The sequence below is a fragment of the Pseudoalteromonas sp. H71 genome, assembly GCF_001468485.1.
Classification (GTDB): Bacteria; Pseudomonadota; Gammaproteobacteria; order Enterobacterales; family Alteromonadaceae; genus Pseudoalteromonas.
In genome coordinates, this window is the sequence record NZ_LODI01000030.1 from 1 (window position 1) to 24,842 (window position 24,842).

The 24,842-nt window shown below is 39.6% G+C and carries 26 protein-coding genes; 7 read left to right on the forward strand and 19 right to left on the reverse strand.

Annotated elements, in window-relative coordinates; all coding sequences use genetic code 11:
* Window positions 1-595 precede the first annotated feature (595 nt).
* Window positions 596-1,075, forward strand: coding sequence for an RNA recognition motif domain-containing protein (locus tag ATS71_RS13085; RefSeq protein ID WP_058405221.1), 480 nt, complete (start codon window positions 596-598; stop codon window positions 1,073-1,075).
* Here the strand turns inward: ATS71_RS13085 and murI are convergent.
* Window positions 1,038-1,838, reverse strand: coding sequence for a glutamate racemase (gene murI / locus ATS71_RS13090; RefSeq protein WP_058405222.1), 801 nt, complete (start codon window positions 1,836-1,838; stop codon window positions 1,038-1,040). The two genes, ATS71_RS13085 and murI, sit on opposite strands and share 38 nt — an antisense overlap.
* Window positions 1,839-1,915: 77 nt before the next feature.
* Window positions 1,916-3,043 (reverse strand): DUF5610 domain-containing protein, encoded by a 1,128-nt coding sequence (locus ATS71_RS13095; RefSeq protein ID WP_058405223.1) that lies wholly within the window; start codon window positions 3,041-3,043, stop codon window positions 1,916-1,918.
* Between the two features lie 162 nt (window positions 3,044-3,205).
* Here ATS71_RS13095 and trmA point away from each other — a divergent pair, with 162 nt between their 5' ends.
* Window positions 3,206-4,303 (forward strand): tRNA (uridine(54)-C5)-methyltransferase TrmA, encoded by a 1,098-nt coding sequence (trmA, locus tag ATS71_RS13100; RefSeq protein WP_058405224.1) that lies wholly within the window; start codon window positions 3,206-3,208, stop codon window positions 4,301-4,303.
* Between the two features lie 60 nt (window positions 4,304-4,363).
* Here the strand turns inward: trmA and ATS71_RS13105 are convergent, their stop codons facing one another.
* The 4 genes from ATS71_RS13105 to ccoG all read right to left on the reverse strand — a co-directional run bounded on the left by ATS71_RS13105 (window position 4,364) and on the right by ccoG (window position 8,159).
* Window positions 4,364-5,002, reverse strand: coding sequence for a thiol:disulfide interchange protein DsbA/DsbL (locus ATS71_RS13105; protein ID WP_058405225.1), 639 nt, complete (start codon window positions 5,000-5,002; stop codon window positions 4,364-4,366).
* Window positions 5,003-5,018: 16 nt separating this feature from the next.
* The gene (locus ATS71_RS13110) at window positions 5,019-5,642 is read right to left on the reverse strand and encodes a thiol:disulfide interchange protein DsbA/DsbL (protein WP_058405226.1); all 624 of its coding nucleotides are present in this window, start codon (window positions 5,640-5,642) and stop codon (window positions 5,019-5,021) included.
* Window positions 5,643-5,676: 34 nt separating this feature from the next.
* Entirely contained in the window at window positions 5,677-6,651 is a 975-nt protein-coding gene (locus tag ATS71_RS13115; protein WP_058405227.1) for a serine/threonine protein kinase, read from the reverse strand.
* A 77-nt stretch (window positions 6,652-6,728) separates the two neighbouring features.
* Entirely contained in the window at window positions 6,729-8,159 is a 1,431-nt protein-coding gene (ccoG, locus tag ATS71_RS13120; RefSeq protein WP_058405228.1) for a cytochrome c oxidase accessory protein CcoG, read from the reverse strand.
* Window positions 8,160-8,448: 289 nt separating this feature from the next.
* Here ccoG and ATS71_RS13125 point away from each other — a divergent pair, with 289 nt between their 5' ends.
* Both ATS71_RS13125 and ATS71_RS13130 read left to right on the forward strand, forming a co-directional pair.
* Entirely contained in the window at window positions 8,449-8,808 is a 360-nt protein-coding gene (locus ATS71_RS13125; RefSeq protein WP_058405229.1) for a hypothetical protein, read from the forward strand.
* Window positions 8,808-9,014 (forward strand): hypothetical protein, encoded by a 207-nt coding sequence (locus ATS71_RS13130; RefSeq protein WP_058405230.1) that lies wholly within the window; start codon window positions 8,808-8,810, stop codon window positions 9,012-9,014. The genes ATS71_RS13125 and ATS71_RS13130 overlap by 1 nt, the downstream gene beginning before the upstream one ends.
* 40 nt (window positions 9,015-9,054) lie before the next feature.
* Here the strand turns inward: ATS71_RS13130 and ATS71_RS13135 are convergent, their stop codons facing one another.
* The 13 genes from ATS71_RS13135 to gspC all read right to left on the reverse strand — a co-directional run bounded on the left by ATS71_RS13135 (window position 9,055) and on the right by gspC (window position 21,029).
* A complete protein-coding gene (locus ATS71_RS13135) occupies window positions 9,055-9,642 on the reverse strand; it encodes a UPF0149 family protein (protein WP_058405231.1) in 588 nt (195 codons plus the stop codon).
* Window positions 9,643-9,664: 22 nt separating this feature from the next.
* Window positions 9,665-10,423, reverse strand: a complete 759-nt coding sequence (locus tag ATS71_RS13140; RefSeq protein WP_058405232.1) for a type II secretion system protein N — start codon at window positions 10,421-10,423, stop codon at window positions 9,665-9,667.
* Window positions 10,424-10,426: 3 nt separating this feature from the next.
* Window positions 10,427-10,900: a type II secretion system protein GspM gene (gene gspM / locus ATS71_RS13145; RefSeq protein ID WP_058405233.1), complete on the reverse strand. Its 474-nt coding sequence runs from the start codon at window positions 10,898-10,900 to the stop codon at window positions 10,427-10,429.
* Window positions 10,897-12,105, reverse strand: coding sequence for a type II secretion system protein GspL (gene gspL, locus ATS71_RS13150; protein ID WP_058405234.1), 1,209 nt, complete (start codon window positions 12,103-12,105; stop codon window positions 10,897-10,899). Before gspL ends, gspM begins: the two co-directional genes overlap by 4 nt.
* Complete coding sequence (gene gspK, locus ATS71_RS13155) at window positions 12,102-13,088, reverse strand: type II secretion system minor pseudopilin GspK (protein ID WP_058405235.1); 987 nt, start codon at window positions 13,086-13,088, stop codon at window positions 12,102-12,104. The genes gspL and gspK overlap by 4 nt, the downstream gene beginning before the upstream one ends.
* Entirely contained in the window at window positions 13,081-13,695 is a 615-nt protein-coding gene (gspJ, locus tag ATS71_RS13160) for a type II secretion system minor pseudopilin GspJ (RefSeq protein WP_058405236.1), read from the reverse strand. The genes gspK and gspJ overlap by 8 nt, the downstream gene beginning before the upstream one ends.
* Window positions 13,696-14,070, reverse strand: coding sequence for a type II secretion system minor pseudopilin GspI (gspI, locus tag ATS71_RS13165; RefSeq protein ID WP_058405237.1), 375 nt, complete (start codon window positions 14,068-14,070; stop codon window positions 13,696-13,698).
* Window positions 14,070-14,654 (reverse strand): prepilin-type N-terminal cleavage/methylation domain-containing protein, encoded by a 585-nt coding sequence (locus ATS71_RS13170; RefSeq protein WP_058405238.1) that lies wholly within the window; start codon window positions 14,652-14,654, stop codon window positions 14,070-14,072. The genes gspI and ATS71_RS13170 overlap by 1 nt, the downstream gene beginning before the upstream one ends.
* 49 nt (window positions 14,655-14,703) lie before the next feature.
* Window positions 14,704-15,126, reverse strand: coding sequence for a type II secretion system major pseudopilin GspG (gene gspG, locus ATS71_RS13175; protein ID WP_006794634.1), 423 nt, complete (start codon window positions 15,124-15,126; stop codon window positions 14,704-14,706).
* A 78-nt stretch (window positions 15,127-15,204) separates the two neighbouring features.
* A complete protein-coding gene (gene gspF, locus ATS71_RS13180) occupies window positions 15,205-16,440 on the reverse strand; it encodes a type II secretion system inner membrane protein GspF (RefSeq protein WP_058405239.1) in 1,236 nt (411 codons plus the stop codon).
* 2 nt (window positions 16,441-16,442) lie between these two features.
* Window positions 16,443-18,008 (reverse strand): type II secretion system ATPase GspE, encoded by a 1,566-nt coding sequence (gene gspE / locus ATS71_RS13185; RefSeq protein WP_058405240.1) that lies wholly within the window; start codon window positions 18,006-18,008, stop codon window positions 16,443-16,445.
* On the reverse strand, window positions 18,001-20,064 hold the full coding sequence (gene gspD / locus ATS71_RS13190) for a type II secretion system secretin GspD (RefSeq protein WP_058405241.1): 2,064 nt from the start codon (window positions 20,062-20,064) through the stop codon (window positions 18,001-18,003). The genes gspE and gspD overlap by 8 nt, the downstream gene beginning before the upstream one ends.
* Window positions 20,065-20,087: 23 nt before the next feature.
* On the reverse strand, window positions 20,088-21,029 hold the full coding sequence (gspC, locus tag ATS71_RS13195) for a type II secretion system protein GspC (protein ID WP_058405242.1): 942 nt from the start codon (window positions 21,027-21,029) through the stop codon (window positions 20,088-20,090).
* 213 nt (window positions 21,030-21,242) lie between these two features.
* On the opposite strand from gspC, the gene hslR reads away from it, so the two are divergent.
* From hslR to ATS71_RS13210, 3 genes are all read left to right on the forward strand, one after another.
* Window positions 21,243-21,665: a ribosome-associated heat shock protein Hsp15 gene (gene hslR, locus ATS71_RS13200; protein WP_058405243.1), complete on the forward strand. Its 423-nt coding sequence runs from the start codon at window positions 21,243-21,245 to the stop codon at window positions 21,663-21,665.
* Between the two features lie 12 nt (window positions 21,666-21,677).
* Window positions 21,678-22,523, forward strand: a complete 846-nt coding sequence (hslO, locus tag ATS71_RS13205; RefSeq protein WP_058405244.1) for an Hsp33 family molecular chaperone HslO — start codon at window positions 21,678-21,680, stop codon at window positions 22,521-22,523.
* A gap of 265 nt (window positions 22,524-22,788) precedes the next feature.
* Window positions 22,789-24,327, forward strand: coding sequence for a phosphoenolpyruvate carboxykinase (locus ATS71_RS13210; RefSeq protein WP_058405245.1), 1,539 nt, complete (start codon window positions 22,789-22,791; stop codon window positions 24,325-24,327).
* The last annotated feature ends 515 nt before the right edge of the window (window positions 24,328-24,842 follow it).

Consider the following 24,842-nt stretch of genomic DNA (forward strand, 5'->3'; position numbering starts at 1 on the left):
TATTTAATATCTTTCGATATTGAATTGACTGTGCTGCAATTCCTACCGAAGTAGTTATTGCTGTTGGTCACTCAGTTTCNATTGAGACTCTAATTTGTTTGCCTCGTTACTTGCTCAATAAAGAACGAAGTAGTTTGGCTGTTAGAACTCAATCTGTACGAGTGCCCACACAGATGATTGCTTTATATTGTTAAAGAACGTTGCGACGNTGTCGCTAGGGATGCGTATAATACATCCTTTATTTTTCGAGTCAATACTTTGTTTTAAACTCTCTTGCGATGATTTAAAATTAAAGTTTTACTTAACTCTCTGAACCGGTGCTGCTTTGCTATGCTTCGGCGTTTCCCGTCTCAGTGGGTCGCATTATAGGGAGATCCAAAAACAGATCAACACTTTTTTTAGATCTTTTTACTGTTCGAACAAAATTAGAACAAAAGTACAAAAAAACATGTTAAAACACGCTTAAATTGATGTTTTTTTATACTGCTCTTTATAATTTCATATAAATATCATTGCTAAGTTCGTTTAAGACGTTAAGATAGCAAGTTCACAATGTTAAATTAATGTTTATTTCCTGTTTATTGGTAGATCTAAAATGAAATTACCCGATCAAAAATCTTTTGTCTTTTCTGTTGTTATTGCTGTAGTTGGTTTTGTTATTGTTAAGTTCGCACTCGGAAGCTTAGAACTTGACCCTGCAATTGTATTTGCTGTTGGCCTGTTAGTAGGTGGGCTAATTATTGCTGCTATGTCGTCTGACGTTTTAGAAGAGGCCGAAGTGAAGACTAAAACACTTTACGTAGGTAACCTTCCTTACCGTGCAAACGAAGGTGTTGTTCGTGCTTTGTTTGAAGAGCAAGGTAAAGTATTCAACGTTCGTCTATTAAAGGATAAAAATACAGGCAAACGTCGTGGCTTTGGTTTTGTTGAAATGGCGCAAGCTGACGCAGACAATGCTATTGCTAACTTGAACGATAGTGAGTTTCAACAACGAACTCTAAAAGTACGTGAAGCAAAACAAAAACAAGAAGATGATGCTAACGCGCTTCGAACTCAGGCGGATCAATCAGTGTAACTAGCTTAACCGCCAGTTTATCACTGAACACATTAGCCGTTGCATAGTATTGCAGCGGCTTTTTTATATCTGATATATTTTGTGCTAATAAACCTAATTCGTCTAATAAATAACTGACCCTACTTGCTATTGCTACGCCGGAGTCCACCAGCTGAATACTATTTTCAAAGTATTCACTAATTTGTTTTGCAAGTATGGGAAAGTGTGTACATCCTAATATAAGTACGTCTACTTGCTTTTCAATATTCAAATCTTCAAGCACTGCATGCAATTTAATTGCATCTAAGCAGTCATTGAAAAAAAGCTGTTCCGCAAGGTTTACCAACTCAACACTACTATATAAATTAACGATTACATTACTGGCATGCTGCGCTATTAGTGTTTTTGTATATGAACTCGCTATTGTGGCTGGTGTTGCCAGTAAAGCAATGTGATTTGAATGAGTTAATTCTGCTGCGGGTTTTATCGCTGGTACAACACCAACAATGGGTATATCTGTAATTTTGCGTACGGCACTTAATGCAGACGTAGATGCCGTGTTGCACGCTATAACAATTAAATCGACGTTTAGCTTGTTTAACTTAATAAAATGAATAAGCGAACACAAACGATTAATAATTGTTTGTTGTGTCTGAGCCCCATAAGGTAAGAAAGCATTATCCATGAAATAGCTATATTGAGCATTCGGGATACGTTGCTTTATATGTTCAAGTACTGTTGTGCCACCAATCCCTGAATCAAAAACCATTATATGCGCTGACAAACGACCGTTCCTATAATTAGATTAGAACGGCAGTTTGCCATGTGATTTTTGCAAAAGAAAGTAGTTTAAGGTTAAGGCTAAACTTCGTCTGCTGTTTGCTTTGCCGGGCTATTTAACTTATTAAGGTTTTCAAACATAGCTTTTGTATAATCAACCAGCTTATCGATCTCACTTTGGTCCTCATTGAGCCATTGCATGATGCCTGATAACTGATTTTGAATATCTAACTCGGCGGCTTTAGAAAATGCCTCTCGTAGATCATCATTAAAAGGCGCTATTTTATCTGCAATTACTTTTTCTGGGGCCGGTTTATTTTCTTCGTAACCTTTTATTGCAGCAACCGTTTTGGTTTGTCGTAAGTCCATTGAAAATGCAACTAGTTGCTCATTGCCTAAACTAAGCTCTTGCGCTTCTTCAAATGCCTGATCTAAATCACCGCTAAAAAAAGTTTTACTTACGTTTTGTAGGTTTTCCATCAACTCATTAATTGCTTCTTGCTCTTTATCATTAAGGTCGCCGTTAACTGACATTGAAAAAGAAAGCTCCCTCGATTGTGATGATTCACTTACGAATGCCTCCCCTTCCTCACCACGTTGATAACTGCTAGCAGACTGAGATTTAAACGCATCGGCAAAACTAATTGTTACTTCATCGCCTTCTGCGGTTGTAAAGCTGTACTGAGCATTATTACTTAAACTGGCATACTGTGCTTGTGTTACCCCCACACTGGCGGGCATTGGGTTGAACAAATTATCTTCAAACTCATCAAGGCCATTGAAAATGCCTTCTTTTGATTTATTGATCCCCTCTTGGGTTTCATCGTTTAGCACGCCAGACTCTTTGAGCTCATCAACAGCGTCATCAATACCTATTTGAACCCCCTTACGGGCATCACTTAACATACCTTTTAATTTATCGTCATCGGCACCATCAGCTTTTGCTTTATTAACGGCGCCAGTGACAAAGTCGAGTACATTTTTAACAATTTCTTCAAAATCAAAAAGGGGTTTTTCTGCCCTTTTTTCTTGAACAGGTAAACCAAGCTGCTCTGCCATTTTATCGCCTAAGACTTTAGCAGCCAACTCTTTGCCTCGTTGCTGATAACTGTCTTGCGGAGACGTGATGGTAGGTTGTTGTACATCAGCTTTGTTATTGAATTTGTTTATATTTTGGCTTGGTATAAAGCCATAGTTGCCTATTTTCATGATTCGTCTCCTGAGCGTGCGTACTTTATTATCGGCCAGAGCATAAAAAACTAAAGTAAACCGCGTAAAAAAACATCATTTATTCTTGCCAAAACTAGACAAATGCGAACCGCTCCCTACAATAGCGCCGATAAACAGATCTTAGATAAGGCAATAACGCGAATGGCAGTTATTAAAATAGATACCACACAGTACCAAGCGCAGTTAAGTGAAAAAGAACAGCGTATAACTTCACAGTTTCAACGTTTTGGTGTGGAGCAGCTAGAAGTGTTTAGCTCGGAGCCAATTAACTACCGCCAACGTGCCGAGTTTAGAGTATGGCATGATGGAGACGATCTGTTTCATATAATGTTCGATCAGCAAACTAAAGAAAAAATACGCGTGGATACGTTTGACCCTGCAGCACCGCTTGTTGGTGAAATAATGCAAGTAATGATTGAAAACCTTAAGCCATGTGAGGTTTTACGCCGAAAGCTTTTTCAAATAGATTACCTGTCTACACTCAGCGGTGAAATTTTAGTGAGCTTGCTTTACCACAAGCCGCTTGATGATGAATGGCTACGTGAAATTAAAGCGCTTAAGGCAAAGCTGAGTGAAAAATATAAGATAGACTTTATTGGCCGAGCACGTAAGCAAAAAGAAATGCTAGGGGATGACTTTGTAACAGAGCGATTAACTGTAAATGGCCAAGAACTTGTTTACCAACAAGTAGAGAATAGCTTTACGCAACCTAATGCGAAAGTAAATATAAGCATGCTTGAGTGGGCACAAGATTTATGTAAACCACTTAAAAATGATTTACTAGAGCTTTACTGCGGTAATGGTAACTTTTCTATTGCGCTAGCTGGCTCTTTTAATAAAGTACTAGCAACTGAGATATCTAAGTCATCTGTTTACTCTGCTCAATACAATATCGAGAAGAACAATGTAGATAATCTCGATATTATACGTATGTCAAGTGAAGAGTTTACTCAAGCGATGAATGGAGAACGTACTTTTTCTCGTCTAGATGGCATTGATTTAAAAAGTTACAATTGCCAAACTATCTTAGTCGACCCGCCACGCGCTGGTATGGATGAATTGACCTGTGATTTAGTGGCTAACTACGAAAATATTATTTACATATCGTGCAACCCTGACACACTGGAACGCGATCTAGATCATTTAACGCGTACTCATAACGTCAAGCGCTTTGCGATATTTGATCAGTTCCCTTATACACATCATATAGAATCAGGTGTGTATTTGCAGAAAAAATAACGGTGAGTAAAAACTTATAGGCACAAAAAAGCTCCTATAAAGGAGCTTTTTTGTATTCTTTTACTTACTTGCCAAGTAATTAATTAACTTGCTGATATCTTCAGGTGCCGTAACACCTGATTCACGCCCAAGATTTAATTTATATTTACCGTTTACAATAAATGTTGGAACACCACGAAGGGCGCCTTTTTCTTTAAAGTACTCTTGGTCGCGTTTCATCTTAGAGCTTAATGTACGAACCGAAAAGCTTTTGAATAACTTATCAAATTTATCGCCATCAACACCTTGCGCAACGAACACATCTTTCACGTCAGCTAATTCGTTAAATTTAGCGCGTTTTGTGTGAATATGATTAAAAATAGCTGCAATAATTTTTTCTTTTTGCGGAAGTACTTCTGCAGTGGCTAATGCTTGGCTCATCATTTGTTGGTTTTCTGGGTTACGAACACCCACAAAGTCAACGTGACTCTTTTTAAACTTAACATTTTTATCAAGTTTAGGCTTAAATTCGCTGATCAATGACTCGTAGTTATTACACGCCGGGCAGTAAAAAGAGAAAAACTCTTTTACTTCTGGCTTTTTAGTAGCGCGTTCAGAAATAACATCGTAATGAACGCCTTCTTCATAGGTCGCCGCAAAGCTCGTTGCTGCCAGTGGTAATACTAATGCAAGTAACCCTGCTTTAAGTAGTTTAATCATACTTATACTCCAAAATTTATAGTGCTAATAAAAACGCAATTAACTCATCAAGTTCTTGTTGGTTTTTTATGGTGTTAATGTTGATTTTGTATTTATCGTTAACGATAAAAGTAGGTACGCCAGTTAATGCACCTAATTTTGAATATTTATTTTGTTTGTCTTGCATTGCTTGTTCTGCGGCAATAATTGGCATGCTTGCAATAGCTTGGTCAAAAGTGTCGCTATCTATCCCGTTAACTTCCAACAGCTTTTTAAGATCTTTAACTTCTGTTAAAGGCACACCTTGAATATGAATGCTTCTAAAAATTTGGTCAGCTATATTTTGTGCTTGGCCTTGTTGTTTGGCAATTAAGTAAGCAAAGCTTAAGTTACTTTGTGCTTGTGGAGATACACCACCTAAAAAGTTAACGTGGCTTTTAACAAACTCAGTACCTTCCGGCAGTTTTTTTTCAATTGCTTTAGCCACTGGTTCAAATTTAAAACAGTGCGGACAATAAAATGAAAAGAACTCTGTTACTTGGGGTGTTGTGCTTTTTTCAGTTTTAATAATAGTGTATTGGTTATTAGCCTCAAACTGTGCAGCAAAGGCTGCAAATGGTAAACATAAAAGAAGTAGGCTCAGTTTTAATTTTTTAAGCATTAGTATCTCGTTGTACTCGTCATTAAATAATAATTTACGGCAATAATTTTAACGGCGGTTCTTGCAGAGCTGCAAGTTGTTCTTTAAGCGCTAAAATTTGTTGCTCCCAGTATTTGTCATCAGCAAACCATGAAAAGTTCCGCACGAAAGCAGGATCGCTCCACCTTTTTGCCACCCATCCCATATAATGAATAATACGCATTGCTCGCAGCGGTTCAATTAATTTGAGTTGAGCGTGGTCAAAATCACAGAATTCTTCATACGCCCCAACTAAGGTGTCTAACTGTAACAGTTGCGTTGGCCTGTCGCCACTTAGCATCATCCATAAATCTTGAATCGCAGGTCCCTGGCGACTATCGTCTAAATCCACGAACATTAACGCATCGCCGGCCCATAATATATTGCCTGCGTGGCAATCTCCATGTAAGCGAATATTATTTGTATCTTGATACTGCTTTTGTGTCTGCTCAATTACCAAATCTAAAATAGTATAAAAAGCAGTGCTTAATCCCATTGGCACTAAGTTACTTTTTTGAAGATGAACTTTAGCTGTATGTAAATACTCACCACAGCTTATTGTTGGTCTGTAAGTAAATGGTTTTGTTTTAGCTACTTGGTGCATTCGACCAATCAAACGTCCCATAACATCAAGCTGATCTAAATTATCTACTTCAAATAATCGCCCACCCACACTTGGAAAAACCACAAACATATAACCCTGGTGTTCAAACAAGCTTTGTCCGTTATGTAAAACAGGGGCTACAACGGGTACTTCCGCGTCAGCCAATTCAAAAGCAAAGTCATGTTCTTCTTGAATTTGTGCTTTACTCCAGCGCTCGGGACGATAAAACTTTACGACGTAACGAAGACCGTCTTCGGCCTTGAATTGATAAACTCTATTTTCATAACTGTTAAGCGCTAATAACCCAGACTCAGGATAAATGCCTATGGTTTCTATCGCATCGAGTATTAAATCTGGGGTTAAATCTATAAAGCTAAATTTGCTCATACTCTTCTTATATAAATTAAAAGCGGGCTAAACCCGCTTTTGTTATTGGCTATATGCACCGAATTAGAAAGTGCGACTTACCGCGCTCTAAAAAAGTTGCTCGATTGCGATATCGTTTCATCCGGTTCGTTAACTGGTGACAGCACAAAATTAAACTCTGTTATAGGCAATTTTAAATCATATGGATCCATAACGAGTGACAAAGGTTCATTGTGAGATTGCCCTGCTTGAACCGTGAATACCTGCTTACCTATGTATTTAAAGTTTTCTAGCCCTATAACTTTAATGTTAAAGGTTTGCTCATACTGCGCCTTATTGATTACCTTTAAGGTATATGTGTTTTCAACCAAGCCATTAAAGTCGACACGATATAGCTGATTTCGGTCACGGATAATATCAAAGTCCATAGGTTTACGCAGTGCAATATTTGTAACAAGTGCGCCAGTAAGCAGCACCAATATGACCGTATAACCAATGATTTTAGCTCGTAAAGGATTGGTTTTATTTTCTGGCGTTGCAAGGTTACGTTCTGTGGTATATGAAATTAAACCGCGCGGATACTCCATTTTATCCATTACGCCATCACACGCATCAATACACGCACCACAATTAATGCACTCAGCTTGTAAGCCATTTCTTATATCAATACCTGTAGGACACACTTGTACACATAAGTTACAGTCAATACAGTCGCCAATTTCTAAATCTTCATGGGCGACCTTGCGTGAGCGAGGACCACGGCTTTCACCTCGGCTTTCATCATAGGTTACTGTGTAGGTATCTTTGTCAAACATTGCCGACTGAAAACGCGAGTAAGGGCAAATATGCAAACACATAATTTCGCGCATCCAGCCGGCGTTACCATAAGTGCACACAGCAAACACTAAAATACTTACTAGTGCATAACCGCCAACATTAAAGGTTATAAAATCAGGGAGTAGCTCTCTTATCGGTGTAAAGTAACCAACAAACGAAATAGAGGTATACAAAGAAAACAACACCCAGCTAGAATGCTTAGCCGTTTTTCGCCAGAACTTGTCAAAGTCCATAGGCCGTTGATCGAGCTTTTTACGTTGATTTGCTGTGCCTTCAAGTTTTTCTTCAAACCAGATAAAAATGAAGGTCCATACCGTTTGAGGACAAGTATATCCGCACCAGACTCGTCCATAAAATGTAGTTACCAAAAACAGCGCAAAAGCCGCCAGCATGAATATAAACGCCAGTATGGTGAAGTCTTGAGGCCATAAAGTTAGACCAAAAATATTGTATTTTTGTGCTATTAAATCAAATAGCACGGCTTGCTGGCCGTTAAAGTTTATCCATGGCAAAACCATAAATGCGAGCATGCCTAAAAAACCAATACGTTGTCTTAATAATTGGTGAAGACCTTTTACAGCTCTCACATAAATGCGGTTACGGGGGTTAAATCTATCATCTTGACGGCTTAAATCCGGCTTTTGAATTTTTACCTCAACAGGAATGTTTTTTACTTTAATCTGTTTGTCCATCGAAGTTCCTCAACACCGCTTGGAAAATAAAAGCTGAGCACTAATCAAATGCTCTATACTCATAGTGTAGCAAGTAACTTGCTAAGTAAGACTTGTTTAATGAATCATAAATTAAATACTTTCAGATATTTCAGAAATATCTAACTTCTGGTAGTTATTATACCAATATTGGCTAAAATTACTGGTATTGATTGCTACTAATTTATTCATCTCAGTTACTTGCTTTTAAAGGGCAGTTTATTACACTGCTTGATTATTCAACCCTATTTAGATCAAGGTTTACGTATCCATGAAGAAGTTTATTATATTGATCATTGTGATCCTTGCGTTTTTTACCATTGATCATCCACTTGTAAAAGAACCACGCGAAAAGCTATTAGGCGAAGGTATTGGCTTTTTAAGTGATGCAAGTAAAGTAAATAGAAGCCCTGCTGCTAATTTAGCAAAAAACAGAATTAGTAATGAGCTCACACTCTCAGGCTCTGAAAAAGAGTATGTAGAAAAAACGTTTACCACTGATGACGCGGTTCAGCTATTTAATTTACGCTACTGTCGCGAACGCGACTTAAATCTTTACTTCTACGCTGAACGCTTAAACACAGTGTGTAAAATAGTGTCTGAATCACTCGAACAAAAGCGGGCTAAATAATGGACTTTTCTAACTTAAACAAAAAAACCAGTGATTCGTTTCACAAGCAACGTAATATGCTGAAACAGTTAGCGCAGGGTAAAACACTAAAATGCGAAAAGTGTAATTCGGTGCTCACACTCGATTTAGCCACCAGCGAAGTGGGCAAAGGCGCTGTAAAGTGCAAGCAAGGCTGCACAGATATTATTTTAGAACTTGGCGCTTAACTAATAACTAAAGCGCCAATATTAAAACGTTTAACGCTAACTACTCGTCCCAGCCATCATCGTTATACAAACCACTATTAAGTGCTACTATTTCTACAAGCTCTGCAAAACCAAGTGCAAAATCTCCCATAAGGTCATATTGTTGCTCACACAACTGCATTGTGTTCATTGAATTTTGCGATGCGATTTGCGCGATAAGCTGTGGATCTAATGCAAAAAAGCTGAGGGTTGCTTGTGCGGTTTCTAAGGCCTCTTTGTACTGTGCATCTAACTGCGGTGATGTTAACAGCTTTTGCGTGTAAGCATTACTTGCTGTTAAAAAGCCTTGGCTCCAGTGCGAGCAAAATGCATTGTCGTACTGTGATGGCAGTTTATACCCTACTTCAAACACTTGCTCACTTATTTGATGGTAAAGCGCCATAAATAAAAACAGTGTTTCTTCATCTAATTCGTCTGCAGAATTATTGAGTATCACATCAACCCATTCGTGTACATCAAGAGGGTCGGGTGAACATATAACACCAAACAAATAACCTTGGCTTTGTTCAAGGGTCATGGCGTGAGGTTGTGTATTTAAAAATGTGCTGAGCTGCTTAGCATGCAGCTCAGTAAATTGCGGTAGTTGCATTAAAACTCTTTATATCAAAACATTAAAAATTGAGCGGGTAACGACCTTGGCTATCTGGTCGGCCTAAAAACTTAACCGCATCGTGAACATCTTTTGGTAAGCTAGCATCTGGTTTTACATACCCTGCCACGCTAAAGTCAAAGTTAGCTTTGAGAGTGGCATCGGCTTCAAGCCCAAGGGTGTTGTCAGGGTCGATTAATATTGCCACATCACCCGACTTACAACTTAAATTGCCGGCCAGAGGCCCTATATTAAACCAACCATTTAAACCTTGCACATCGATATTAGGACTCGCTATTTCACCCTTTAATGACTCACAGTAAGGAGCACCTGAGGTGTATTCATCAAGTTCCAGTATTACACGCCCTTTTGCCGTAACAGGCAAAGGTAACTGAACTCGTTGCATTGCTCGCTCTACCGTTGAGCGTACTAGACCATTCGTTACTTTTACGGTGTGATTAAACAATCCATAGCTGACATGTGCATACCCCGATATATCAGTACGTTCGCGAGCATTTCCAAACTTTATATTAGTATTTAAATTGCCAGTAAATAATGCCCAGCCAGCAATATCCCAGCGCACATTATTTAACTGTTCGCCATCAAAACGAACTTGCATTAATTGGCCTTGCCATACAGTGCCAACAGCAGGCCCTACTTCCAACTGCTTAGGAAGATATGGTTTTGCTAAATCAAGCGCGATAGTAGCGGGTAATTTAATGATACAAAACACAATAAAACTAATTAAAAAAACAGCCGATAATGTAATTATTCTTTTCATTTATTAATTCTCTAATACTAAACGGCTTACTCGTACATAACCCGATTTATCGTCGCGGCTTAAATCTAAATTTTCGATTTTTAAACCATGTTGATTCACTAATTCATCGAGCCACTCTACTAATTTATTAAACTCTACTGAGTCGAGCGTTAATCGCAGTGAACCATCACTAGGCTGCATTTTACTGATGTTGATTTGATAACGGCTACGGGTAGCATTAACCACTTGACTTAAATTTTGATTACTCGCAACACGCGTATTACCCGCTGCTTTTAGCTTTACTATGCTTTCGTCAACCCACACAAGTAAAGCCTGTTGCTTAATTTGCGATTGCTCTGCTTTTGTTATGGCATTATTCAATGGCCTAAATATCCCCATCACAAGAACAAAAATAACAAATATACCACCTGCAACCATAATAAGTTGCTGCTCTTGTTCTTTTAAAGAACGCCAGTATTTTATCGCTTGTGTTTTCATGCAGCACCTCGCAGTTTAATTTCACCGACCACAAAATCACCGTCGTTATTTAAAGAGCCTTGCTCTACTGTTAAGCCTTGCTGTTCGAGTATGGTTTTTACTTTACCAAAGGTTTGAAAATCTTTAGCACGTGCGCGAATACGTAACTCATTTCTGCGCTTATCGTAACGTAAGGTCTCTGGTGTGAACTCATTCACCTGCGAAAATACATCAACTAAATTAGTAGTAAGCTCTAAAAAGCCAGATTCATCAGAGCCTTGTATCCGGTCTAACGCGCCTTTAATCTGATTTTTTATCAAATTAGGATGCACTTTAGAACTGGGGAATGCTGCTTGGTATCGCTCAATCACTTGGTTTTTTGCTATATCGACTTGAGAATTAAGTTGTTGTAACTCAATTGCCTTTATAACTAACGTAGAACCCAGTGCAACAGCTGTAAATATCGCCGCGCCTTTCCAGTAACCCCACCAAAGTGCACTCTTCTTTTTAAGTTGGTAAATACCTTGGCGAAGATTAAATTTAACGCTATTTAATTGCTTAGCAAATAAAGCTAACGGGAGGTCATACTGACTTGTTTGTGCTTGTAAATTAGTTCCCTCTGGGAAGTTTTCTGCAGGACTAAAATGCTTGATTTCAGGGTTACCTAACGCAGTTAAATAACCTGATAGCCAGCTCGATTCAACCGCACTAATATGCCATGTCCCTTGCTTAAACAACCACTGCTGATTGAGCTCTATCGCACTTGCCTCTCCCTCACCTACAGGCGGTAACAGCAATGCATCTGGCAATATTTTATAAACAGACAGTCCATGCTCTGAAAATAAAGCGAGCCATTGCTCAAACCAGTCGCGATCGGTCATCGCAACCTGGATAGCATGTTGCTCGCCAACCATGGTTGCTTCGCCTATGGCTATATACAAATCGTCTACATCGCAGGCTATATCTTCTTCAAGCATGTAAGGGAGTGCTTGCTCTAACTTACGATTCCACTTTGTTGGTAGTGTTACCGTTTTTAATTGCACCTGATCGCTTGGCAATAAAACAACCACTTCTCTGTTGGCTGCTTTTTCACTTAATTCATTTAAATTGCTTGCACTTGGTAGCTCACCACTGGCTATTATTTCTTGTTCTTGTGGTGAATATACAAGCCAATTTAATCGTTCTTGTTGGGTTTGACCCGTACGGATCAACAATATTTCTGTCACTGTACGCCTCCAAATTTTCGCGCCAGTATCGTTACGTCGCCATCTTTGGCGTGCAGTAATGTGGTCATCGAAAAACGCAGTTCTACAAAGTTTGCCTGCGTTTGTAATTTAAAATATTCACTCTTAATACTAAATAAGTCTTTTACTGACTCAGTGTTTGTACCGCCTTGTTGCTGTACTTGTTCAAAAAACTCTTCTAAAGAATCAAAACCTGTTTGAGGTCTTGCGGCAATGACAGCCTCTGCAGCCGACAAACTTAAATTATCCATCAGCGCGCTTAGTAATAAAGCCTGTTCTGGTGCAATTGTATTAATATTAATTAAAAGCTGAGTGCTACCAGGAATAACACATACATAAGGCAGTACTTTTTCCATTACTAGTGGGTTAAAGCCTTTTACCAAGCGAAGCTCAGATGGTGATGCAAATAAACTATTTGCAGTCATATATGGAAACTTGCGAGATAAATACTCTCCTTCTTCAGCACCTGAACGATAAGTAATGCTATTTTCATCAAGCCAATCGAATACGCTGTCGGCCATTGCCTCTTCTGATTCATCCGCAGGTAAATCTTCTATATTTTCGAGCAAGGCAAACAGCGCTTTGTGTGCAGGGTTTGTTTTATCAGCGCTATTTGTATCGGGTTCAACCGCCAGTGCATTTAAATTCAAGCATGACTGCAAATCAGTAATTGAACCACTTAATGTGCCGTTATCAACTGGGTATGCTGCATTACCTTGTGTTGCCCATACTTGGTCAAGCGTTGTTTTATCTGGATCATCTTTCTTGCTTTGAATAAGCCCTTTAATCGCCAATTCTTCAGCGCCATAAGCATACCATTTTGCTTGTTGATGCCCTTGTAAATTAGTACTTTTTTGCACTTGTACCATTAAATTAGCACTCATTTCTACGGCTAAAATAGCAGCCAATGCAACAATAAATAATACAATAACGAGTGCTGCACCACGCGATGACTGGTTACCCATTATTTTTACTTCCCTGACCAGGAACTAAAAATACACGACGAATAGGTTCAGCCTCTATTTGCTGTAAGGTAACCGCAACGGCTTTTGGCAACGCTTTTACTTCCCATTGTTCTTGCCATTTATTGTCACTGTCTAAAAATTCAAACTTAAGTTCTTCGACGTTTTCTAACACTTGCTGTACGCGTGGCTCCATATTATCAAGCTGGTCAACGTACACACGGTATACACGCTCAAGGTTATCATCCATCACTCTGTACCCAACAGCCTGTAACTCAGACCGAGGCAGTAAATTTATTGGGTTTATCCAACCGTCTCTTACAAATGCAATGCCGTCATATTGACTTTCAAGCACATAACGCCCCGCTAATAAATAGTATTCTTGTACGTCACCAGACTCGTTTCTTACCGCACGTTTAGTCATTTGGCTAAAATCTTGATCCATAAGCCTAAACGTTGTTTGCAAACCATTCAGCTCCGCTATTTTTTCGTCCGACGCGTCTTTTGCCTTGGTTGTGCTATCTAATATTTGATGTGTAGAAATAACAACGAAAGCTAAAATCCCCAGAGCAACCATTACTTCTAGTAATGTAAATCCGCGCTGTTTCACTTACTTTTTACCCTTATTTAAATACGTTGATAGCTCATAGACTGATTGTTCGTATTTTTCATCGATAAATACATTTATTGTTAATTTAACAAAACTTTTATCGGCGGTAGGAATAACCTCTTGTTGCCAAAACCATTCAACCCCCCCCATTACTTCACTACCACGTAAGTTGTTTTTACCTTGCCATTGCTCGCCTTTAACGCGCTGTTCAATAATGACATTTTCGGCAACCCAAGAAGCATATGTTTGCTCTTCAATGGTTGTTAAGTGGTGAATATGCTCGCCGGTCGCTTGCATTGCAGCAATACCTGCCATTGCACAAATGCTCAAAGCAACAAGCACTTCCAGTAAGGTAAAGCCTTTATTAAATATCATTACTCTGGCTCTCTTCTTAACTTCACTGGTGCTGTAAATTCACCCTCAATAAAATAAACAGGGTCACTTTGCTCTTTTAACTCAAGTATTAGCTGAAATGCGCTTACCTCACCCGACGATAAAATAAGTACTTGAGGTATTTTGAGTTTTTTAAGCTCGAGTAGGCTATCTTCTTCACCACCACTCATAAGCTCTCGCCAATTAGACTGTTCAAGAAGGTTATCTTGAGCCCATGCGAGATCCTCTAAGTTAAGGGTGAGCTTTAATCGCGGTTCTAACTCTATGGGTTTAAATAACTCTTCTCTGTCAAAAGTGACCCATTTTTCACCATCAAACACTAAGTACTCTAACGTGTTTTTTTCAACCAATAAACCAAGTTCTACCTGATTCAAAATTGCAAATTCTGAAGCCATATTAATGGTGGTATGCAACCTAAGCGCTTGAGTATCTAACTCATCTTCGGCGCCGCCGTCTAAACTGTATACCACCATTTTTGTTGCAAAAGCGATAACCACTAATACAACTAAAATCTCGATTAAGCTAAAGCCCTTTTTTTTATGTATTGATTGAAGACCTACGTTCATAGTAAGCCTTCAAAAAGTATATTTAGGGTAAGCTCAGTAACTTGACGCATTACTGCTTTTCTTCATCCCAGTTACCAATGTCGTCATCAGTACCGACTTCGCCATCTGGCCCCATAGAGAAAATATCAAATTTACCAATTTCACCTGGGCTTATTAGTAAGTACGTATTGCCCCATGGATCTTCTGGTAATTCGCTGATAAAGCCGCCATCTGGAAAACGCTTAGGAACAGGCTCTATAGACGTTTTAGTCACTAACGCTTCTAGGCCTTGCTCTGTGCTTGGGTAACTTTTATTTTTAAGCTTGTATAAGCTCATCGCATCTTCAAGCTGCTGAATATCTAAATGCGCTTTATCAATAGCAGCCTCTTCTTGTTGACCCATGATATTTGGCGCAACAATAGACATAATCATCCCGATGATAACCAGTACCACCATTACTTCTAGTAAAGAAAAACCTGATTGTTTGTTCACGTAATTACCTCATTATTCTAAAAACACTAAACAAAAATGGTTTAGGTAAAACCATTAATATATAAAAACTATTTAAATTTAGAGCCCAACCGCTTTGTTCATTGCCATGATAGGTTGCAAAATCGCCATCACAATAAATAAAACGATAACAGCCATGGACGCTATCATTGCAGGCTCTAATAACTTAAGCGATACATTAACCATGCTTTCAAATTCACGGTCTTGGTTATTCGCTGCGCGCTCTAGCATTTGTTCTAATTCACCTGATTTTTCACCGCTGGCGATCATATGTAGCATCATCGGCGGAAACAGTTTAGTTTGTTGCAAAGCGGCTCTAAGACTAGCCCCTTCACTTACTCTATCAGCTGCATCGGCTACCGACTTTTTAATTTTTTCGTTTACGAGTACATCGCCAGAAATGCGCATTCCTTCAAGTAATGGCACAGAGCTTGAAGATAAAATACTTAACGTACGAGCAAAGCGAGCGGTATTGATACCGCGAGCCACCTTACCAATGCCCGGCATATGCAGCACACGGTCGTCCCACCAAAAGCGCACTTGTGGTTTTTTTAATGCGTACTTAATGCCAATCGCAATGCCAGTGATAGCCAGTAAGCTAAAAAGCCAGTAATTTTGTACAAAATGGCTCCCAGCCATTACCCACTCGGTGGTCCAAGGTAATACTTGTTTAGTTTTTTCAAAGGTTTTTAGTATTTTAGGAACCACAGTACCTAATAATACCGACACGATACCAATGGCAAAAATAACTAAAATAGTTGGGTAAACCATAGCCTGTGTTATTTGACTACGCATATGCTGACGCTGCTCGGTGTAATCGGCTAAGCGATTAAGTACTTGGTCAAGATGTCCTGATTTTTCCCCCGCAGCCACCATTGAACGATATAAGTTGTCAAACACATGAGGAAACTCACTCATACCATCTGCAAGGGTATAACCCTCAACAACTTTTGAACGAACCGACATTAACATACGTTTTAAACGTGGTTTTTCACATTGCTCAGCCACTGCCATAACCGCGCCTTCAACCGGTAATGCTGACTGAATTAATGTTGCTAACTGCCGTGTGATGAGCGCAAGCTCAGAAGTAGAAATACTTGGTTTAAAAAGGCTACCAAATAAAGGGGCTTTTTCACCCTTTACCTGTTTATCGCTTTGAGCCGCAGGCACAACCTCTAAAGGGGTTAAGCTTTTATCACGAAGAAGCTGACGAACTTGTTTGGCTGTATCGGCTTCTAAAATGCCTTTTTTTTCTTTGCCGCGACCATCTAATGCGCGATATTCAAACGCAGCCATTATTAGCCTTCCTCACGGGTAACACGCAGCACTTCTTCAAGCGTGGTTTTACCTGCAAGCACACGGCTGCAACCATCTTGACGAATACTTGGACTGTGTTTACGAATGTATTTCTCTACGCTTTGCTCGCCTTTACCGTTGTGGATCATTTCTCGAATTGTTTCATCTACAACAAGTAACTCGTGTATACCAGTACGGCCTTTATAACCATTAAAGTTACATTCTTCACAGCCTACCGCACGGTAAATTGTTGGCTTACTCTCAAATGGGACACCTAAAAGCTGACATTCACGTTCGTCTGCCACATGCCCTTCTTTACAGCTATTGCACAACGTACGCACTAAGCGCTGAGATAAAACCCCTAATAGCGATGAAGAAAGCAAAAACGGTTCAACGCCCATGTCTTCCATTCGAGTAATAGCACCTGAGGCTGTATTTGTATGCAGTGTAGACATAACTAAGTGACCAGTAAGTGATGCTTGAACACCTATTTGGGCAGTTTCAAGGTCACGTATTTCCCCCACCATTACCACATCGGGATCTTGACGCAAAATAGCACGTAACCCTCTTGCAAATGTCATATCTACTTTTGTATTTACTTGCGTTTGACCAATACCTGGGATCTCATATTCAATAGGATCTTCAACTGTCAGGATATTACGATCGCGCGAGTTTATTTGGCTCATGCCCGCATACAGCGTGGTACTTTTACCAGAACCCGTTGGCCCTGTTACCAAAATAATACCGTGTGGCTTGCTAATTAGGTCAGCAAACAACTCACGGTTTTTTGGTGTCATACCTAAATCTTCAAGGTTTAGGCGGGCATTGTTTTTATCAAGTAAACGCAATACTACTCGCTCGCCAAAGCTTGATGGCATAGTTGATACACGCACGTCTACTGCACGCCCTGCAATACGCAGGCTAATACGGCCATCTTGCGGAATACGTTTTTCAGCTATATCGAGTTTTGCCATTACCTTAATACGTGAAACAAGCAATGAAGCCAGTTTACGGTTTGGTTTTAATACTTCTTTTAAAACGCCATCAACCCTAAAACGAATAACAAGCTCTTGCTCGAACGTTTCAATATGAATATCTGACGCGCCCTCTTTTATTGCCTCGCTAAGCATGGCATTAATGAGCTTAATAATAGGCGCATCATCATCGCCAGCTAATAAGTCTTCAGTTTGCGGGAGTTCATCAGCTAAAGAAAACAGATCAACTTCGTTGCCAATATCTTCCATCATTTGCTGCGTTTCAGAGCTATCGCGTTGGTAGGATGACTCAAGTAAAAGTTCAAATTTATCATCATCAAGTGGCTCTAATTTAAAACCATGACCTGCAATTCGGCGAACTTCTAACAATACATCTAAATTAAGGTCACCGCGGTAGTAAACAGTCGTTTGCTCTTGGTATTTACTAAGTAAAACACCCGCACGTCGTGCGTACGAAAACGGTAAACGTTTTGCTGGCAACTCAACGAGTGCATCATCAGCTAATAGTTCATCTGTACTATGCGTATTAGGATGAACCACGTCTTGGTTTATCTCTTGTATCGCATTAGTCATCTTTACGCTCTTGTGCATTTTGTTTACGTAAATGCTCTTCATAAGTTGGCGGAAGTACTAACTCATCATTCCACTCAGGCAATACAGGAGTATCGGTCATTGGCATTAAATCAATACCATCTTCCTGCTGCTTAGTCTGTTCACCACGGATAAAGTTATATTTGTTAAAACTTAACTTATTCATGCTCACCCCATCACGGATGATCGTAGGGCGGATAAACACGATTAAGTTACGCTTACGACGAGTTGTGTTTGTTGATCTAAATAAGTGCCCTAATACAGGAATATCTCCTAATAATGGAACTTTAGACACACTTTCTTGAACGTCTTCATCGATTAAACCACCTAAAACAACCATCCCACCATCATCAGCAATAACCGTTGTTTTAATAGCTCGTTTATTTACTGAAATATCAACCGCAGTTGCACCACTTACACTCGATACCTCTTGCTCAATAGTCAACTGCACCGCTGAGCCATCGTTAATTTGTGGCGTTACAATAAGTTTAATACCCACTTCTTGACGCTCAACCGTTTGAAATGGGTTGCTATTGTTAGTGCCCGTTTGAGATCCGGTAATAATAGGTACTTCTTGACCAACTAAAATAGAGGCTTCTTCGTTATCCATGGTGGTAATTGAAGGCGTTGCCAAAATATTTGAGTTAGTGTCGGTTGCTACAGCCTGAATAATTGCGCCCCAGTCGTTTTTTACAACGCCCAGTGCTAAACCATTAATACCACTAAGTAATGATGCAAGCGGACCGTAGTCACCCTCTGTCGTTTCTGTGTAAGGTGTAACCGTGCCAGACTCTGTACCTATAATTGTTTTAGTTACTGTTTGATCTGCAGCCTGTTCTGCTGCAACAGCTAACGACCCAACAGGTACCGTTGTACCATTATTAAATTGCAGCATGCCGCCTTGCTCTGAAATCCATTGCAAGCCTAAGTTAACGCCATCGCCTTCCATCACTTCAATGATAATGGCTTCAACTAATACTTGTGCACGACGGATATCTAATCGTTCAATAACGGACTCTAATGAACGCATAGTATCGGGCTGTGCTGTGATAATTAATGAATTAGACTCTGGGTGTGCCTCAATGCTAGTTTCGTTGTTACTACGCGAACGCGTTTTAGTTGCGCTACCTTGAGCTTCCTCGGTTAACGTTTTACTTACACCCTGAAGTACCTTAACTAAGTCTTCCGATTTGGCGTAATTTAAATAAAATACTTTAGTGTTACCTTGGCTTTCAAGCTCACCATCAAGGCGCTTAATTAACTCAATTGCACGTGTGCGGGCTTGCCCTTCACCACTTACAATTACACTGTTGGTACGGCCGTCGGCTACGACTTTAGGAATCAAAAATTCAGGGACACTCCCTTTACCGCTGTCTTTGTAGATATTTTCTACTACAGAGACTACGTCATCAGCCGTTGCGTATTTAAGCTTTACAATATCAACACGCTTATCACCTGCTTGGTCAACTGAACGAATAATTTCTACTAAGCGGTTTACTGACGCAGCATGACCAGTCAACATCATTACGTTTGCAGCGTTAAAGTTAGCAACGTGCCCGCCGTCTTTCTGATCGCTAAATTGACGAACTAATGGTCCGAGCTCTTGCACGCTTACATTTTTTACGCGTACAACGCGGGTAATCATCATATCGCCCGATGCAGAACTGTTTTCGGTAATTAGGGGAACATTCGACTTTTTAGCATCAGAGCTTTTTTCTACTTTAATAATGCCATTATCCATTTCAACAGCTGAATAGCCGTAAACTTCTAATACATTTAAAAAGAATTGATAGTAAAGATCTTCATCCATTAACTCATAGCTACGTACATTCACTTTGCCACGCACGTTAGGATCTATAATCACCGTTTTATTAAGGTTTTTACCAACAATATTAATAAACTCGTTGATATCAGTACCCTTAAAATTTGCTGCATATTCAACTGAAGAAACAGACAAAGATATACTTGCCGCCAAAAAAAGTGCTGCGTACTTAGCTAACCCTTTTTTAATTTTTGTGAGGTGTAGCACCTGAACCATTATGTTAAAACTCCAAAGCTAAGTTATTGCAGGCTAAATTGCACATCTATTTGCTCACCATCACGCTCAATAGTGATAGTAGCATCGGTGCTATTGCGCAGCTCATTAATGGCTGACATGGCCTGTTTTAAATCTGTTAGTTGATAGCCGTTAATAGAAACAGCTAGATCGTTATTTTTTAATCCCATTTGCTTAAATAGTGCAGGCTCTTTTCCCGGACTTAAGCGATAACCAATTAGCTCACCGTCACTCATTGCTTGAGATACACGTATGTAATCAAAAAGCTTACCGGGTTCTTCTAATAATTCTTCACGTGTTTCTATAATGGCTTCTTTTACTTCTGGGTCTGCAGTCGCATTTATTAGTTCTTCACTTTCTTCTAATCGTTGCGGCCCCATTTCTTGCTCATCTTTTGCAGCGAGCACCGGCATAGAGACTGTTTTGGTGAAATCAAGTCCATCAAGCATTAGCGTTTCAAAACGAGCATTTACACTTAAAATGACACGGTCAGGAAGTATTTGAGCTACTTTTGCGCGCGTCCCAGATACAACTTCATCTACAAGGTAACTAACCTGCTTGCCCTGTGATTCAATAATTGCAACGCCTGCTTTATCATCATTACTTACAGCCACTATGCCTGTTAAGTTAATACTTAAACGTGTTTCAGGGGCATTATTAATAACTTGTGATTGTTTTGCAGTATTAGCGCTGTTTGTTACCGTTTTTTTACCAAACAAAAACTGTTCAACAATACGTTGCGCAGAATTATTACTTGCTCCCGATGACTGTGCTGTAAACTGAGTGGGGGTAAGTAAAGTTATTTGAGGTTTAGGCCATAATAGCCAAACCAGTTTTGATAACAAAAATGCAAGGTAAACAACAACTAATAGCGTGACTAATGCACTTAATTTAGCATGCGGCAATCGAGTTAAAATGTGTTTTAGTCGTTGAATTTGCTGTTCCATAAATAGTGTTCTTTTTTAATTTACTGCGTAAGCGCGTCCCCATAGTACCCTTTCATTTTTCATTCAACAAGCACACTAATATTAAACTTTGTAAACAGAATGAATAACTTCTATTTACTTGAACAAAAAAGCAACACCCACTGTAATACCTTCATCCTAGATAGATTTCGTGGTAAATTTTAGATAATAAATTACTGCAGGTACAAATACGTTATGAGTAAAAAAAGCAATAGTAATAAAGACTCTGACCTCATAGATAATCTAAAAGTTCGATTAGATAAATGGTTGTGGGCAGCCCGCTTTTATAAAACACGTGCTATAGCAAGGGAAATGGTACAAGGTGGTAAAGTGCATTATAATGGACAACGAACAAAGGCGAGCAAAATAGTCGAGGTTGGTGCGGTAGTGAAACTCGCTCAAGGTGTAGATGAAAAGATAGTGACTATCATCAAAGTGCTTGAAAAACGACAAAGCGCCCCCATTGCTCAGACCTTGTACCAAGAATCTGATGCCAGTATTGCTAAACGCGAAGAAAACAGCATCGCACGTAAAAATAACAGTTTTTTTGCGCCTCATCCGGATAAAAAACCCGATAAAAAGCAAAGACGCGAACTTTTAAAAATGAAATTAAGTTAGGTATAGCCGCTCATGCAACAAGATTTACTTCACCGTTATTTATTCAACGAACTAGATGTTCGTGGCGAACTCGTTCAAATCGAGAGTGCCTACAATGAAATGATTGCCAACCATAATTACCCCGCCCCTGTAAAAGCATTACTAGGTGAGCTATTAGTTGCCACTTGCTTACTGACAGCTACATTAAAATTTGAAGGCGAGATAGCCGTGCAACTTCAAGGCGACGGACCAGTTAAATATGCAGTAATAAATGGTGACGATAAACAAAATATGCGTGGCATTGCTCGTCTACAAAGTGAGGTGACAGGCAGTACCGTCAAAGAATTAATCGGCAATGGCTATATGGTTATTACTATTACCCCAGACAAAGGTGAACGCTACCAAGGTATAGTCCCTTTGGAACACGACACGCTTAGCGAATGTATTGAAAGTTACTTTGAGCAATCAGAGCAATTAAAAACTCGTTTATGGTTTGCGACTAATACAACCGAAGGCAGCGCCAAAGCATGTGGTTTATTTTTACAGGTACTGCCTGTTGATAAACAAAAGTCGATTGAAGATTTTGCCCACTTAGAAGCACTTAGTAATACGATAAAAGATGAAGAGTTATTAAACCTTGATGCAAATACAATTTTAACTCGTTTGTATCATGAAGATAACCCACGCGTTTTTGAACCGCAAAGCATACGTTTCAAATGTGGCTGTAGTCGTGATAAAACAATCACCGCATTGGTTAATGTAGGACAACAAGAACTGCTCGATGATGTAGCAAAAAACGGCAGCGTTAATATTAACTGCCATTACTGCTTAAAAGAATATGCGTTTAATGAGCAAGACATTAAAAGCATTTTTAATTAAAAACCCATCTCAGCTAATCCGACTGTATAAAGCCGTAAAATATGCGGTTTTATATTATAAAAAGATGATACCGGTGTCATAAAAAGTGACATTTAATGACACCGGTATCATTGAAATTATTCATGTTTTTTTGCAAATATATGTGTTTTTAGAGGCTTTACAGGCTCGAATATCTCAAAACCTTCTGTTACTATCGTTACAGCTAAAGGGCACTATTTACCCAGAGCTATCCCGTTCAAACTCTCACACATAGTTAGGTATAAACATGATTACAAGCGCTACACGTTTTGTCGATTTAACCGCAGCTGAACTTGTCGAGCATGCGATCCGCCGTGGCGAAGGAACTCTAGCCGCAAATGGTGCTTTCGTAGCAATTACAGGAAAACGAACTGGTCGTTCACCTCGAGATCGTTTTATTGTACAAGAAGCGACAACACAAAATGAAATTCAATGGGGCAATGTAAACCGTCCTTTTGATGCTGACAAATTTGATGCTTTGTGGGCACGCGTAGAAGCACATGTGCAAAGTAATGACCACTTCACCTCTCACCTAGAAGTTGGCGCAGACCCAGAGCATTATTTACCTGTAGTTGTTACAACAGAAACTGCATGGCATCATATTTTTGCCAAAAACATGTTTATTGAACCTAAAAACTATAACGCTTCAAACTTACCGCAGTGGCAAGTGATGAACGTACCTTCGTTTGTATGTGAGCCAGAGCGTGATGGTACTAATAGCGATGGCACCGTAATTATTAACTTTGCACAACGTAAAGTATTGCTTGCGGGTATGCGCTACGCCGGTGAAATGAAAAAATCGATGTTCTCAGTTCAAAACTTCTTATTACCAGCTAAAGGTGTATTACCAATGCACTGTTCGGCTAACGTTGGTGAAGCTGGCGACACAGCATTATTCTTCGGTTTATCGGGTACTGGTAAAACAACGTTATCAGCTGACCCAACTCGCTTTCTAATCGGTGATGATGAGCATGGTTGGGCACCTGGGAGCGTATTCAACATCGAAGGCGGCTGTTACGCAAAATGTATCGACCTTTCACAAAAGAATGAACCTGTTATTTGGGATGCAATCCGCTTTGGCACTATATTAGAAAACGTGGTACTTGATGATAAAGGTGTGCCAGACTTTAATGATACAAGCTTAACTCAAAATAGCCGCGCAGCTTATCCGTTAGAACATGTTGAAAAACGTAAAGTAGAAAACCGTGCTGGCGAGCCGAAAGCTGTTGTATTTTTAACATGCGATGTAAGTGGCGTATTACCTCCTGTATCTTTACTAAGTGAAGAAGCCGCCGCGTACCACTTCTTAAGCGGATATACAGCAAAAGTAGGTTCAACTGAAATCGGTTCAACAAGCGATATAGAATCTACATTCTCAACCTGTTTTGGGGCACCGTTCTTCCCGCGTCCTGCAGGTGTATACGCAGAACTTCTTATGAAACGTGTTCGTGAGTTTGGTGCTAAAGTTTACCTAGTGAATACTGGCTGGACTGGCGGTCCTTACGGTATCGGCAAGCGCTTTGATATACCAACTACACGTGCTGTAATTGACGCCATAGTGTCTGGTAAATTGGCCGGTGTTGAGACTCAACATATAGATGCGTTGAACCTAGACGTACCCGTTACAGTTCCAGGTGTTGATAGCAACCTTCTAAATCCTATAAATACATGGGAAGATAAGGCTAAGTATAATGAATATGCAGCGAAATTGGCTGCTGACTTTTCAGAAAACTTTGCGAAATACGACGTATCTGACGACATTAAAAATGCAGGCCCTAAAGCTTAAAATTCACCTTTAGCCTCATAATTAAAACGCCAACCTTGAGTTGGCGTTTTTGATTCTAATGTTTACCTCAGCGACTAAGTTTCTTTGATAAATAACCGAATACATAGCATAGAACACTCCCACAACCACAAGCCAGACTGTTGAGGATCTCAGACATATAAAGTATTACTCTTTCGAGTCGAATTTTCTTCCATTTAAAGTAGGTGAGCAGCTTATAGCAATGACGTTGTACCCTGCGCTAAAGATCCGCATAGCTAATTCTGCGCTATCATCGGGTAATCTATTAGATCACTAGAACAATGTTCACAAAGAGGCGCTTCGCTTAAGAGAAGAAAGTGCTGAATATTATACTTTTTTATAGACGTAAAAAAGCCCGGCTCTTTAGAGTCGGGCTTTCTTGTATTTGAAGTCGGTGCGCTACCCCCCTGTGTCAGGATAGTTGTCGCCTCTAACTTTTAAGAGAGGTAGATAAAATGAGTCGTCGGTTTACACACGAATTTAAAGTACAAGCTGTT